The organism is Luteibacter sp. P4_E6 (genome assembly GCF_056401535.1).
This window is the reverse complement of record NZ_JBFUJE010000060.1, coordinates 1-14,044: the sequence shown is the minus strand read 5'-3', so window position 1 is coordinate 14,044 and position 14,044 is coordinate 1. Positions and strand designations below refer to the sequence as shown.

The window sequence follows — 14,044 nt, the reverse complement described above, 5'->3', positions numbered from 1 at the left end:
CCATGGGCGAGCTGCTGCTCTCCAACCTGGACTACAAGTCGTTCATCGACTTCTCCACCGACCTGCTCGGTCCCTGGGCCGGGTTCTTCTGCGGGTGGACGTACTGGTTCTGCTGGATCATCACCGCCATCGCGGACGTGATCGCCATCTCCTCGTACGCGCAATTCTGGTTTCCCGGCCTTGCGCCATGGATACCCGCCCTGCTCTGCGTGATCCTGCTGCTGGTGCTCAACCTCACCACGGTCAAGCTCTTCGGCGAGCTGGAGTTCTGGTTCGCGCTGATCAAGATCATCGCCATCTGCGCGCTCATCGTCTGCGGCTTCGGCATGGTGGCCTGGAGCTTCCATTCGCCGAACGGCCACGTGGCCTCCCTGAGCAACCTGTGGAATGACGGCGGCATGTTCCCGACCGGCCTCGGCGGATTCTTCGCCGGCTTCCAGATTGCCGTGTTCGCCTTCGTCGGCATCGAGCTGGTCGGCACCACGGCCGCCGAAACGGCCGATCCGGAGCGCAACCTGCCCAAGGCGATCAACTCGATCCCCGTGCGCATCATCCTGTTCTACGTTCTGGCCCTGGTCGTCATCATGTCGGTGACCCCGTGGCGCGAGGTCCTGCCGGGCAAGAGCCCGTTCGTCGAGCTGTTCGTGCTGGCCGGCATTCCGGCGGCGGCGAGCCTGATCAACTTCGTGGTGCTCACCTCGGCCACCTCGTCCGCGAACAGCGGCATCTTCTCCACCAGCCGCATGCTGTACGGCCTCGCCGAAGAAGACCACGCGCCGTCCGCGTTCAAGCGCCTGTCGAAGGCGGCGGTACCCTCGCGCGGCCTGCTGTTCTCGTGCATCTGCCTGCTCGGCGGCGCCACGCTGGTGTACGTCATTCCCGACCTCGTCACCGCGTTCACGCTGGTAACGACGCTGGCCGCCATCCTCTTCATGTTCGTCTGGTCGCTCATCCTCGCCGCGTACATCGCGTATCGGCGCAAGCGTCCCGAACTGCATGCGGTGTCGAGCTACAAGATGCCCGGCGGCGTGTTCATGTGCTGGGTCTGTCTGGTTTTCTTCGCCTTCGTGCTGGTACTGCTGGCATTGGAAGACGATACGCGCAAGGCACTCATCGCGAGCCCGGTATGGTTTGCCATCCTGGGAATCGGCTACGCGTTGCGCCGCCGTCGCGCGTAACGTGATCGGCGCGTGCGGCCTGATTTTGTAGGAGCCGATTCATCGGCGATCCCGCGGCAGTGCGAGAGCGAACCATCAGGGCGCGGAGAGGACAGCTCCCTGCGCCAGCGCCGCGGTGATGAAGGCATCGGGCTGGTCCGGCGACAGGACCAGCTTGCTCCCGCCGGCCAGCACCACGACCACGCCGTTATCGCGATTGCGCGCATAGCTGCGCACGAAGCCAATCCGGCGTGAATAGAACAGTCCGTCGAAGGCGAAGAAGCCGCCGTTCCCGAACACGCGCGTCATGCCCTGGAACGCGAGGGCGTCGCGGCTTACCGACGCGCCGCGCAGCTCGAACGACTTGCAACCCAGCACCTTCTGCACGACCAGCCGGCCGTTGGAAATCTCGTACTCGCGCGTGGAAACCAGGTAGGTCCCACCGAGAATCAGCACGAGCACGCCGCCCAGGTACGGGCCGGCCGATTGCCCCGCATCGCGCCCGAACAGGATGACCAGGGCGACGACAAGAATCGCCACCGTCGTCAGTCCCAGCCAACGGACGTGAGGCGACATGCTTGTGGAAAACGTCGACATACCAAACATCCCGGTCAATGCGTCACAGGCGGCGGTGCCGGCACGGGTGCCGACAACAGCAGGCTACCGCGCACCACGTTCACGTAGGCGGAAGCGACCGCCTCGAGCTCGCCGTTCTTCAACCGCCACGCCGAAACCATCCAGTCGTCGTTGGCGCGCCAGCCAACATGGCCGTGGCCGATATAGCCGAGCAGTGTCTCGCCGCGGAAGGTGAACGGAAACATCGTTGCTTCGCTGTCGTAGCCGGTCATCGAACCCACGGCGAGACCGTCGCTACCGAAGTCCGGAAGCGTCGGTGCGTCTCCCTTCGAGGCGATGCCGCCCGGCGCCTTTGCACGCGCGACCGCGGCGTCATAGGCCGCTTTCTCAGTACCCTTCAGTGCACGATCCAGCGTACCGCCCTGCGGATTGCGGTCGTACTTCGCTACATAAGTCATGGCCGCCGTACCAAACTCGTCGCACGGCGACTGCTTCGGTGCACACGCCGAGCTATCGAGCTTCAATGCGTGGTCGAAACGCAGGATCAGATCCTCTGCCGATCCGAAGCCTTTGCCCGCCCAGCGACTGGCTTCGATGGACTGCTGGTTGGGATCGCCGATATCGACGTTCATCGCGGCATAGTCGTCGCCCAGCTTCGCGACGAGGTGGTCCGTCATGCAATCGTCCCCCCAGACCGGTGGCCCGTCGATGGCGAACGCTTTCTTCCCATCGATGCGGTACGGCGCCTCGGTGAGGCAATGCGCGGTGCCACCCATCGTGTACACGGAGCTGAAGGGCGCGCCGGCGAGGACGCGGTTGGTGAGGTTCTCTTCGAGCTCGGTGATGGCCTTCTTCAGCGCGTTGTCCGCCTGATAAGGGAAGGCGGATACGTCCTTCATTTCCACCTCTTCAGCCAGCGCGATCGGGGCGCCCTGCGTCTTCAGGTCATTGAGGATGTCACGGGAGCCTGATGGCAGCTTCGGCAGCGCATCCGAAACGACCGTGAGCGGCGCCTTTGGCTTGCCGGCGTCAAGCCCCGCCAGGAAGTCGATGCGCTGCTTGTACTGCCCGGCCAGGAAGTCTGGCAGCTGCTTGCCGAGGTCGCCGCTGAGGTACGTCCACGCCGAGTCGTCGCGACTGGCCAGCCAGTGACGTTGGTCCAGCTTGAGGGCATCCGCCTTGTCGGGGTGATTCTTCAGTGCCGTGAGGAAGGCATCGGCCAGCTTGCCGTCCAGCGCCGAGAGTTTCGGCGAGGCGCAGACGGCCTTCTCGCTGGGCGTGCGCGCCTTGGCGCAGTCGAAGCCGGCGGCATGGGCTACCAGCGGCGCGACAAGGAGCCATGCGACGCTGGCAACTCGTAACTTCTTGAACACAGGCGATCCTTCGTCTTGCCGGCGAGTGACGGCAGTGCCTGCATCTTGAACAAAACCGGGGGTGGCGCCAAGGGCTCCGCCGCCACCCGGCGGAGCCGCGTACTCACCAGAGGCACGCCACGTGTGTTTGTAGGGATATGCCTACAGAAATCCACACGAAACCCCGCTATATTCCCCGAGTCCCAAGGACCCGCCGGGGGGTGGTGTCGCATTGGGGAATCACAGGGGGAAGTCATGGAAGTCCTACCCGGCGCCCATGGGCGCCACTCGATGYCGTACCTAGAGGAGTCGCGCCGATGAGGCCCGGCATGAAGTCCGTTCGCCATCGTCACGACGATGCGCTGAGCCGGCTCACTTGGGGAGCATTCGAACACCTGGTGGCCGAGCACTTCCGACGACAGGGCTATCGCGTCRAACACACCGGCGCCGGCGAGGGCAACCTCCCGGACGGCGGCATCGATCTCAAGCTCCACCGCGACCAGGAACTCATCGTCGTCCAGTGCAAGCACTGGAACTCCTTCCAGGTGCCGCACAACGACGTGCACCAACTCATCGGCGTGATGCATACCGTCGGGGCCACGGGCGCGATAGTCGTCACCTCGGGCGAATTCACCACCGCAGCCATGGAGGCCGCGGTGAAGTTCCGGCATATCCGGCTGATCGACGGGAAAACCATACGGGCCATGCTCGGGCCGGTCGCGGAGCCCATCGTCGAAGCGCCTGCCTCGCCCGAGTTCCCTGCATGGTCGGGCGCGGCAAGACCGCCCGTCCGGCACACGCATACTCGCCAGGCGAGAATCGATCGCGCATCGGCCGTGGCCGCTGTCGCTGCCGTCGTCGTGATGGCGGGTGCCCTGGTGATGCTCTACACGTTCTACATTCACGAGATCCAGCAGGCGCAGATGGCGAGGTTGCTCGAGTCGCGGAAGCCCCTGGCCACCGAGCAACAGCCGGTCGCCTCGCTACCCTCCGTACTCCCCGGGCTGAGATCTGGCCTGAGGGCAGTCGAAGCGATGCGGACGCACCCGCCCGTGGTCCACGACGCCGCCAGGGAGCGTGAAATCGTCGCTTCCCTCGACGACAAGAAGCCGATCGCCACCGCCATCAAAGACCAGTAAGACCGCCCGGGATGGGACACAGGAAGGCAAGGTTCCGCCACGCCGATCCCCTGGCCAGCATGCCGTGGGATGAATTCGAACGCCTGATGGCGCGGCACTACGCTGCACGCGGCTATCGGGTCGAGCACTCGGGGACGGGGGCGCAAACGTCGTGGAAGAAGTTCGACGGTGGCATCGACCTCAAGCTCTTCCGTGACGGCGAATACATCGTCGTGCAGTGCAAGCGGGTGAACTTCTTCGAGGTCACGCACAACGTCGTTCATGAGCTTATTGGCGTGATGCAAACGCAGCATGCCACGCGGGCGATCGTCGTCATCACGGGATCGTTCAGCGCTGCCGCCATCGCCGCGGCGGCTGAGTTTCCGCAGATCGAATTGATCGACGGTGTAGCGCTACGGCACATGCTTGCTGAAACGGGGGATTTGCCGACGACGTATTGGGCCGATGACGTCCTTTCATCCATGGCCGGTGCGAAGCCAACGGGTCCGTCGTGGACGCGGCGCAACCGGATGCCTACAGCCTTGCTAGCCGCGGCAATGCTGACAGCCGGGATATTTGTACTCGGCTACTACGTCGTCATCCCCGCCGTGTTCCGGAGCATGACCTCATCCATCGTCCACACCACCCAGCGACCCGCGCCCGTCGTGGTGAGAGCGGTTCCTTATTCAGCCGCTGGCGCCGTGGGCAGCACGCCCAGCGGTGAGGCAACCGCCCCGCCACCCCCTCAGCCGCCGTCTGCCTTTACGAAGCTCAGCAAGAAAGAAGCAGAGGAGTGGGACAGGAAGAACGCCGAATCAATGCGGATTCTCGAGAAGACGACGCCGTCCTTGCCTTGAAACGCCGAGTAGCGCCGGAGTAAGCGCCCCTGTGAATAGATTCTTGAATAGATTCTCGAGGACAATACAAAGGCTATTCATAGGCATACAGATTCTGTCCGCCTCAGCGTGAATAGATCCTTGAATAGATTGTTCGGCGGCCACCCCACTCATCCCCTTCCGGAATGAGCCCCATCCCATAACGAACTTCCATCTGGCGCCGATAGACTGGAAATGACATGAAGCAATGCCGGAGCCTGCGTTACCTCTTGTCAGCCGCGTATGTATTGGCAACCGCGTCCTCGGTTAGCGCTGCCGCGGCGTCGACCGATCGACTGCCCTTGCAAGGCAGATTCTTGTTCGTCGCCCTCGACCCGTCGGAACCTCCCGTGCAGGGGAGCCCCTTACGTCAGCGGCTTTACGCGGCCCCCGCCGATGGAAGCACGCCTCCGGCGGTCGTCGCGAATTTTTCCAACGCCAGTGACCTCGTCGTGTATCCACGGCAGCACGCGCTCGGCGTAAACAGCAGATCTGGGGCAGATCGTGGACCCTTCCTCGTCGACCTGATGGCCGGGCATGCTTATGCGACCAAGAAGGCACTTAGTAGCCCGACCGTCGATCTCTTCACCGCAGCGGACTGGGATGCACCGTCATCGCAGGATCCCGCGCACCGCTACCTTGCTACCCAAGCCACCCTGTCACCGGATGCACGACGCGTCGCCGGCCTCGCTTCCGGAGGGCGAGTATGCGTTGCGCCGATCGACGGGCAAGAGGTGTCGGTCTGCGCATCCGACGTAACAGGCTGTCGAGGAATGTTCCCGACGTGGTCACCCGACGGCAAGACCCTCGCCTTCGCAGGTGGCACCAAGGGCAACCTCACGGCGTGCAATCTGCACGAGGTGTTCCTGATGGATACGGCCACCGGCGCAACGAGGCAGCTCACGGATATCCCTGGCGCCAGGCTCAACAACGAGATGCGCCACAGCATCGTGCGAGGAGGCGACCCCACGGACCATTGGCACCGGACCGGAAATCCGGTCTGGTCGCCGGACGGGCAATGGCTCGCCTTCAGTTCGGCCCAGGGGATCGGGAAAGTGCATCCCGATGGAACGGGGTTGCAGATGCTCGCGCAGGGCAGCAATCCGACATGGTCGCCGGATGGAAGCATGCTGGCGTATCTCGGACCCCACGGTCACATCTACGTATGTCATGCCGATGGTAGCCATCCGGTAGAAATCGTCCCCAGGCAAGGGACACACCTGGGTATCTCGGACGTAGTGTGGGTCGAGTAGGATCCGCTAGCGTTTCAGCATCTCCGCCGCCTTCAGCGAATCCATATCCCGGTTCACCGTGGCCACAGCGATCACCCGCCCGTCCTTCTCGTACCGCACTTCGGCATCCTTGTCCGCCACGGAGCCTTCCTCGCGAATGGCGTCCCAGTCCTCGGCGTGCCCGACGTAGCGAATGGTCGTGTCGTAGTGGACGCTCCAGAAGAACGGCGGCTCTTCGAACGGGTCGTCGATGCCCAGCATCCCTGCTGCGGCGACCTGGCCGTGACGCTCGGCGAGTACCCAATGCTCCACGCGCGCGAGCTCCCCATGTGCACCGGGGTAACGTGCGATGTCACCCGTGGCGAAGATGTTCGGGTCCGATGAGCGCATCGACGTGTCGACAACCACACCGCGTTCGATTCGCACTCCTGCCGTTTCGGCCAACTGCAAGCGCGGCTTCACACCGATGCCGAGCACTACGCGCGTCGCGCGCACCGAGGTGCCGTCGTCGAGCTGCACGGCACCGTCGGCATAGCCTTCGGCGCGGCGCCCAAGATGAAACACGACACCGTTCGCCTCATGCAGCGCCTTGATCATCGTCCCGATGGCCGGACCGAACTTGCTCCGCAGCGGAATCAGCTCCGGACCGATCACGTGCACCGCGACACCGCGGTGACGAAGCGACGCCGCCGCTTCCAGCCCAATGAAGCTGCTGCCGATCACGGCGACGATGTCGTCAGAGGTAACATCGGCAATCACCCGCTCCGCATCCTTCATGCTGCGCAACGTATGCACGTGCGGCTGATCGAAACCGGGTGCTGAAGGACGAACTGGCTCCGCACCTGTCGCAAGAAGCAGTTTGTCGTACGTGAGCGGCTCGCCCGATTCCAGCGCAACCGAACGCGAAGCCGCATCAATAGAACGGACCACCGTTCCCAACTTCAACGTGATCTTCAGGTCCGCGTAGAACGCCGCGTCCTTCAGCGGCATCCACGCCGGATCGGCGGTCCCGGCCAGATAGTCCTTCGACACATTGGGCCGGTCATAGGGAGCATCCACGTCGGCGCTGATCATCGTGATGTCGCCGGCGAAACCATGCTGGCGAAGACGTTGCGCCGCGGCGAACCCCGAGGCACCACCACCAACGATTACGAAGTGCTTGTCTGCCATCAACGCCGCAGGAGATGTCGCATCATCAGGCAGCGCTTCACGCACGAAAACCTTGCCGCCCTCTTCTTCCACCTTCCAGCGCGCCACCGGGGCCAGTGCCGGCGCTTTCAATGCCCGGCCGGTCTTCAGATCGAAACAGGCGTGATGCCAGGGGCAGCTGATGGTGTCACCCACACGGAGGCCTTCGTGCAGCGGTCCGCTGTAATGGCTGCAGGCACCACCCAAGGCCATGATGCCCTCGTCGGTGCGCGCCACGATGATCGCCTCGCCATTGACATGGCCGGCGAAGACACCCTCTTCGGGAAGCGTGGACGCGTAGACGCCCTGGCTGAAATCGGGCCCAACGGGTGAGGCGTCAGAATCGGTTGACATGACAGGTTCCCGTGCTGGCGAAAGCTAGCTTTTGAATGTAGGGGCCAAATGTGACCGTGGCTAGGCGGTTCTGTGTGTACATCGTGATGTGTTGACAGCACCAATGCGCCCTACGTTCCAGGTGTCATGCAATTTCGGAAGAAGTTGATGATTTCGTGAAGACGCCGTAGTGAGAACCGGATCTCTTGGCTTTTTATCCTGCGTTCGGCAAGCTCCGGGGTCGTCCTAAAGGAGCTCCACGATGAGAACGGCCCACACGCTCGCCATCACCCTCGCCCTCCTCGTCACCGGCAGCAGCGCCATCGCCGCCGACAGCACCAGCCAGGTGATCAAGCGCCAGGCACCCAAGGGCATCACGGCTTCGTTCTATGCGTGCGTCGATAAAGCCGGTTCCGACACGACGGCGCAGGGCACCTGCCTCACCGCGGAAAAGAAGACGCAGGACACGCGCCTCAATACCACCTATAAGGCGCTCACCGCCAAGCTCACCGGCAAGGCGAAGGACAATCTCCTCGCATCGCAGCGCGCCTGGCTCGAGTTCCACAACAAGAACGGCGATTTCGAAGCCACGCTGTATGGTGATGAGCCCGTAGCCGGCCTCCAGGTCACCCAGAACGATATCTTCCGCCTCGCCGAGCGCGCGGACGCCCTGGACAAGTACCTCACCATCGCCAACGATCAGTAATCCGTTCCTTCAAGGAGAGAAGTCATGGCTGGTATCGACACGCACGATGTGAACTCGCTCGCAGGTGCCACGTATTTCGTGGTGGGACGTGGCACCGAAGGCGGTCCGTCTTCGTACCACCTGTCCATCACCGGCGTGACCTCCGGCACGTCCGATCCCAACTGGGGTCATGCGAACAAGATCATCGCGGACAGCGGTTACTCGCTCGGCACCATCCAGGTCGACCTCGGCAAGCGCGGCACCTGGGCGCTCGGTGCCACCGATGGCGCGGCGCTGGAACCCGGTCAGACCACGTATGTGGACGGCATCATCGACCAGTCCTCGCAGTACGCGAAGGATCACGGCCTGACGTACACCAGCGACACGACGAAGCTCCGCCGGGACCTGCTCACGCATGGTAACGGCGAACACGGTCGCACCACGCTCAACTTCATCGACAAGGACACCCGCGACGGCATCAACGCGTGGGCGGGCTCGCAGAACGGCCAGAAGTGGATCCACACCAACATCGACTACCCGCAGATCAAGAACGCGACGCAGTCGGCCATTGACACGTTGGACAAGTACGGCAAGAACATCCCCGAAGATCGTCGTCTGGAAACCGTCGCCATTCTCGCCAAGACGGAGAACCAGATTCCGTCGCAGATGAAGAAGTTCGAAAAGGTCATGCAGGAAGGTGGCGACTACAACGCCGTCCTCGCCAAGGCCAACGAGATCAAGGAAACCTACTCGTACTACGACGGCCCGAAAGCTGCCGCGTTAGCCGAGCAGTACAAGAATGCATACAAGGACCCGGAAAAGGCCGCCGCACTCGATCGCGCCAGCGCCAAGGTCGGTGATCCAAACTTCGATCCGTCGAAGTCAGGTGATGACGCGGATATCAAGGCGGCGCTGCAGGCGATTGGCCAGGGTGGTCGTGCGCATGCGCCGGCTGGCCATGCGTCGTTGAAGGACGGCTCACACGGCGAGAAGGTGACTGCCTTGCAGACCGACCTGGCCAAGCTTGGCTTCACCGACGCGCATGGCCGCGCGCTGCGTCCCGACGGTGATTTTGGTCCGGGAACGAAGGCAGCGGTCGAGGCCTTCCAGCGTGCCCACGGATTGACTGCTGATGGCGTGGCTGGACCGAAGACGCTGGATGCGGTGCAGAAAGCGGCGCATCCACCACAGGTCAGCCACCCGTCACCCGTCAGTCTGTCCGACACCCGGCATCCCGGCCATGCGATCTATACGCAGACGTTGGACGGCGTGAAAGCTATCGATGCGCTGCGTGGCCGTACGTCGGACCATCGGTCGGAAAACCTTGCCGGCTCGCTCGCCGTCGCGGCGAAGAAGGAGACGATGTCGCAGGTCGACCACGTCGCCATGAGTGACGACGGCATGCGCGCCTATGCCATGCAGGGTGCATCGAATTCACCGTTCAAGCGCGTTGCTGAAGTCGATGTCGCCGAGTCTGTCGCAAGGCCGCTGGAACAGAGCAGCGCCGAGTTCGAGAAAGCTCACCAGCAGCAGGGTCAGCAGACCGTTCCACAGCAACAGCAGACGCAGCAGCAAGCTCACGTTCCGCAGCAGGCTCCGGGCGTGCAGCCGTAGCGGCATAGAATAATTCTGAAAAGTTGTGAAACATAGCGAATTTCAAGAGAAGAAAGAGGTCATGGGTAAGTAGGTCTGGACCTACCCCCTGTTGGACGCCGCGGGCATGTGATTGCCGCTTACTCCAATAGTGCCCGGGCAAGCACTTTGTACACGCGCCCATCCTGTGACTGCGCCACATTGAAACGCACGAAGCCGGTCGCACTCGACGCCTGGCTGAAAGCATTTCCCGGCGCGAGCACCACGCCCTCTTTCAGGCACGCTCGCGCCACCGTGGCGGCGTCGACACCTTCTGGGAGCCGACACCAGACAAACATGCCGGCACCCGGAACGAGCCAGGGCGTGATGCCCAGGTCGGCAAGCTTTGCCACGGTTTTCTCCATCGCTTTCGCCAGGCGCTCGCGCACGGTTTCCATGTGCTTGCGATAGCCGCTGTCCGTCAACGTGGCAAACAGGATTTCAGCGGACAGGCGCCCTCCTCCGAAAGAGGTCGCGATCTTCAGGTCGGACAGGCCCTCGATCCAATCAGGACGGGCCGCCACGTAGCCGCATCGAAGCGATGCCGAGATCGTCTTCGAAAAGCTACTGACGTGAATCACGCGCGAGAGGCCGTCAAAGGCCGCCAGCCTCGGCGCAGGCACGGCTTCGAAGTCGGCAAAGATATCGTCTTCGACGATCACCAGATCCGATGCCTCGGCAAGCTTCAGGAGGCGATGCGCAACGACGGCGGACAACACAGCGCCGGTCGGATTGTGCAGCCCCGAGTTGGTGATGTAGAGGCGCGGCGAATGCGCCTTCAACGCTGCTTCGAACATGCCGACATCCGGCCCGGTCGGGGTATACGGAATGCTGACGACGTTGACGCGATGTGCCTTCAGCAATGAGTGGAAATTGAAATAGCAGGGATCGTCCACCATCACGGTGTCGCCCGGCTCCAGCAGGAACCGGCAGATCAAGTCGATGGCCTGGATGCCCGACTCGGTCAACATGATCTGATCGGGTGCCGCGTCGACGCCGATGCCATGCATCCGGCGGGCGAGCAGCTGACGCAGCCCGGGGTGCCCCAGCGGCGTGGCGTATTCCACGAGTTCCAACGTCTCGGCCCGTGCCACGGCGCGCAGGGCGCGGCGCATGCCCGCTTCGAAGAGCCAATCCGCCGGGAGCCATCCGCAGCCCGGCTTCAGTAACGTGGCGTCCGCTTCCAACGACTGCCGGGAGATCCAGAGCGGGTCGACTTCCCTCTCGACCTTCGGGCCCATATCCGCCAGCGCCAAAGGAGCAACCGGCCCGGCCACGTAGAAGCCGGCGCCTCGTCGGGAGGTAATGACGCCCTCGGCGGCCAGCCGTTCATAGGCTTCCACCACGGTCGAGATCGATAACTGCATGGTTTGCGCCTGCGCACGCACCGACGGCAGTCGCGCACCCGGCAGGTAGCTACGCGAGGAGATTCGCGACCTCACCTCGGTCATGACGGTCTCTATCCGACTACCGCTACGCATCGCTCGCCTCGACTGTACTGGCTTGGAAAGCATTACAGTTTCTTTTAATTGTACTGCTTTGTGCCTCGTTTCGGCCCTTTCCGGATGCTCAACTTCATCGGTCTGATAAGGAACGACCGATGGAAAAAGCAGCAAGTGGATGGATCAATGGATTCATCGGTGTCGCCATCTTCGCCGGCTCATTGCCGGCAACGCGTGCGGCCGTGGCGGACTTCGATCCGATATTCCTGACCTGTGCGCGGRCATCCATTGCCGGACTGTTGGGACTGGCGCTCCTTTTGGTGCTGGGACAACGGCGACCGGCATTCGTCCATCTCGTGCCCCTGGCGATGACTGCTTCAGGGGTCGTCGTGGGCTTTCCGCTGCTGACTGCGCTGGCATTGCGGCATGTCACATCCGCCCACTCGGTCGTCTTCGTTGGCTTGCTTCCGCTGTGCACGGCCATCTTCGGTGTGCTTCGCGGAGGCGAGCGTCCCCGACCCGTCTTCTGGGTGTTCTCGATCTGTGGTGCTGCGCTGATCGCAGGCTACGCGGCCATCAGCAGCGCGGGCGGATCCGCCCAAGGCGACCTGCTGATGCTGGCCGCCATAGTCGTCTGCGGCATGGGGTACGCCGAAGGCGCGCGCCTTTCGCGCATCCTGGGAGGCTGGCAGGTCATCAGTTGGGCGCTGGTGTTGGCGCTACCCGTCATGTTGCCAACGGCGCTCGTCACCATGCCCGCCTCGTTCGAGCACGTGAGCCGGGCCGGGTGGCTTGGCCTTGCCTACGTCTCGGTATTCAGCATGTTGATCGGTTTCGTGTTCTGGTATCGCGGACTGGCGCAGGGCGGCATCGCAGCGGTAGGACAACTGCAATTGGTCCAGCCCTTCATGGGCCTCGCACTCGCCGCGCTACTGCTGCGAGAAACAGTGAACTGGACTATGTTGCTCGTTACGCTAGCCGCGGTGGCGTGTGTTGCCGGGTCGAAGAGGTATGCATCCCCGGCGCAAGGTAAGCTTTAGGCTTACACCTTAGGGGCGTTATTCCGTGCGGACATTCTCGATCATCGTCATGCTAGTGATCGCATCCATGGCAGGCAGCGCCGCTGCTCATGCCGAAGACTGCGACGAGGCATCCAGTCAGCTGTCAATGACCACGTGTGCCGACCAGGAATTCGAGGCGGCAGATAAGCAATTGAACGCCACGTACCGCCAGGTCACCGCTCGGTTGAAAGGTGATCAGGCCGCGACCTCACTCCTGATCAAGGCACAACGCGCGTGGCTTACATTTCGCGATGCGCAATGCGAGTTCGCCGCCTCGGCGAACGCCCAGGGGAGCATCTATCCGATGCTGATTACCCAATGTCGCAGTGCTGCCACACACGCCCGAACCAAGGAGCTGGAAGCTCTTCTTCACTGTGAGGAAGGCGACATGAGTTGCCCTGTGCCCGGACCGTAATCCCGGGCTATCGTAAGCTTCCCCGTCAAGCAGACATTTCAAAACTAGAACATCAGGCGGCTTGTTGACGGTATCGAGGCGTGAAAAGAGGTGTTGATCGAGGACTTCTTCGCGGAAGGTTCGATTGAATCGCTCGATGTACGCATAGACTTTCCCGTACCAGACACGTCGACAGTGAGCGCGCCCCTGCAGGACGGCATGATCAGCACGATGCCGTGAATACCGTCGCTTTCCACTCGCGCGGTCAAGGCAATGCGGCGGTGATCATAGACAGATGGGCTGGCACCCGAGACCGACGTGAAGACGCCCTACTTGTCGATGCAAAGCGAGATCGGTTTCGATCTCACCTCACCTTCGAAGCCTGCAAAATCTTTTGCCATTCCATCGTGGTAGATCGCCGAAATGGTGTAACAACCCTTTGTCAGCATATGAGCGTTCTTGATGATCTGAAGATTGAACATATGCCCGATTACTTGCCCAGGCGTCAGTATGATGTACGTACTTTCAGTAGGAACTTCGGGATTAATGTGCGACGCGTCAGGGAAGACCTTTGCGTGATTTCGAATATCGAAGGTCAGGCTCCCGAAGATCCGATCAAGCAGGAAGTCCTTACGCACCTTGACCGCGTTGTCTTGTGTGTTCGCAACAATAACGTAGATATCGCCCTTGTCACGCGACACTTTCAATGAAAGCTCGTCGGAAGCATGAGACAGCACAGGAACCGCCATCGCAATTACGAAGGCGATGATCTGCTTCTGGAAATATTTCATATCAATCACCTAAAGGCTTATAGATGCGATGACCAATCAAGGACTTATTAATCGCCGCGGTAGGACAACTGCAACTGGTCCAGCCCTTCACGGGCCTCGCACTCGCCGCGCTACTGCGAGAAACGGTGAACTGGACGATGTTGCTCGTTGCGCTTGCGGCGGTGGTGTGTGTTGCCGGGTCGAACAAGTATGCAAGCCGGGTCACATG

General features: G+C 62.1%; 14 protein-coding genes and 1 pseudogene. 8 read left to right on the top strand and 7 right to left on the bottom strand.

From position 1 onward, the window contains the following. Window positions 1-1,178 (top strand): D-serine/D-alanine/glycine transporter (gene cycA, locus AC1DT2_RS06315; RefSeq protein WP_477295203.1); only part of this gene is annotated, 1,178 nt, incomplete at its 5' end. Window positions 1,179-1,253: 75 nt separating this feature from the next. Here the strand turns inward: cycA and AC1DT2_RS06310 are convergent. Together AC1DT2_RS06310 and AC1DT2_RS06305 are read right to left on the bottom strand one after the other, a co-directional pair. Further along, entirely contained in the window at window positions 1,254-1,754 is a 501-nt protein-coding gene (locus AC1DT2_RS06310; RefSeq protein ID WP_477295201.1) for a PH domain-containing protein, read from the bottom strand. A 14-nt stretch (window positions 1,755-1,768) separates the two neighbouring features. Then, window positions 1,769-3,106 (bottom strand): lysozyme inhibitor LprI family protein, encoded by a 1,338-nt coding sequence (locus AC1DT2_RS06305; protein WP_477295199.1) that lies wholly within the window; start codon window positions 3,104-3,106, stop codon window positions 1,769-1,771. A gap of 308 nt (window positions 3,107-3,414) precedes the next feature. Between AC1DT2_RS06305 and AC1DT2_RS06300 the strand changes: the two genes are divergently transcribed. From AC1DT2_RS06300 to AC1DT2_RS06290, 3 genes are all read left to right on the top strand, one after another. Next, complete coding sequence (locus AC1DT2_RS06300; protein WP_477295197.1) at window positions 3,415-4,224, top strand: restriction endonuclease; 810 nt, start codon at window positions 3,415-3,417, stop codon at window positions 4,222-4,224. An 11-nt stretch (window positions 4,225-4,235) separates the two neighbouring features. Further along, complete coding sequence (locus tag AC1DT2_RS06295; RefSeq protein ID WP_477295195.1) at window positions 4,236-5,060, top strand: restriction endonuclease; 825 nt, start codon at window positions 4,236-4,238, stop codon at window positions 5,058-5,060. 335 nt (window positions 5,061-5,395) lie between these two features. Then, a complete protein-coding gene (locus AC1DT2_RS06290; RefSeq protein WP_477295193.1) occupies window positions 5,396-6,331 on the top strand; it encodes a hypothetical protein in 936 nt (311 codons plus the stop codon). A gap of 6 nt (window positions 6,332-6,337) precedes the next feature. Here the strand turns inward: AC1DT2_RS06290 and AC1DT2_RS06285 are convergent, their stop codons facing one another. After that, window positions 6,338-7,852, bottom strand: a complete 1,515-nt coding sequence (locus AC1DT2_RS06285; protein ID WP_477295191.1) for an FAD-dependent oxidoreductase — start codon at window positions 7,850-7,852, stop codon at window positions 6,338-6,340. A 241-nt stretch (window positions 7,853-8,093) separates the two neighbouring features. Between AC1DT2_RS06285 and AC1DT2_RS06280 the strand changes: the two genes are divergently transcribed. Both AC1DT2_RS06280 and AC1DT2_RS06275 read left to right on the top strand, forming a co-directional pair. Then, the gene (locus AC1DT2_RS06280; protein ID WP_477295189.1) at window positions 8,094-8,537 is read left to right on the top strand and encodes a lysozyme inhibitor LprI family protein; all 444 of its coding nucleotides are present in this window, start codon (window positions 8,094-8,096) and stop codon (window positions 8,535-8,537) included. A 24-nt stretch (window positions 8,538-8,561) separates the two neighbouring features. Further along, the gene (locus AC1DT2_RS06275; protein ID WP_477295187.1) at window positions 8,562-10,130 is read left to right on the top strand and encodes an XVIPCD domain-containing protein; all 1,569 of its coding nucleotides are present in this window, start codon (window positions 8,562-8,564) and stop codon (window positions 10,128-10,130) included. Window positions 10,131-10,249: 119 nt separating this feature from the next. Here AC1DT2_RS06275 and AC1DT2_RS06270 read toward each other — a convergent pair whose 3' ends face one another. Continuing rightward, complete coding sequence (locus AC1DT2_RS06270; protein ID WP_477295185.1) at window positions 10,250-11,599, bottom strand: aminotransferase-like domain-containing protein; 1,350 nt, start codon at window positions 11,597-11,599, stop codon at window positions 10,250-10,252. A gap of 149 nt (window positions 11,600-11,748) precedes the next feature. Between AC1DT2_RS06270 and AC1DT2_RS06265 the strand changes: the two genes are divergently transcribed. Both AC1DT2_RS06265 and AC1DT2_RS06260 read left to right on the top strand, forming a co-directional pair. Then, window positions 11,749-12,630 (top strand): DMT family transporter, encoded by an 882-nt coding sequence (locus tag AC1DT2_RS06265; RefSeq protein WP_477295183.1) that lies wholly within the window; start codon window positions 11,749-11,751, stop codon window positions 12,628-12,630. Between the two features lie 25 nt (window positions 12,631-12,655). After that, the gene (locus AC1DT2_RS06260; protein ID WP_477295181.1) at window positions 12,656-13,066 is read left to right on the top strand and encodes a lysozyme inhibitor LprI family protein; all 411 of its coding nucleotides are present in this window, start codon (window positions 12,656-12,658) and stop codon (window positions 13,064-13,066) included. A 60-nt stretch (window positions 13,067-13,126) separates the two neighbouring features. On the opposite strand, the pseudogene AC1DT2_RS06255 reads toward AC1DT2_RS06260, so the two are convergent. From AC1DT2_RS06255 to AC1DT2_RS06245, 3 genes and pseudogenes are all read right to left on the bottom strand, one after another. Beyond that, window positions 13,127-13,210: pseudogene (locus tag AC1DT2_RS06255) on the bottom strand (integrase core domain-containing protein); the annotation flags it as partial. 164 nt (window positions 13,211-13,374) lie between these two features. Further along, window positions 13,375-13,836 carry a hypothetical protein gene (locus AC1DT2_RS06250; RefSeq protein ID WP_477295179.1) on the bottom strand — a complete coding sequence of 154 codons (462 nt, stop codon included), beginning with the start codon at window positions 13,834-13,836 and terminating at the stop codon, window positions 13,375-13,377. Between the two features lies 1 nt (window position 13,837). Continuing rightward, a partial coding sequence (locus tag AC1DT2_RS06245; protein ID WP_477295177.1) for a hypothetical protein occupies window positions 13,838-14,044 on the bottom strand: 207 nt, incomplete at its 5' end.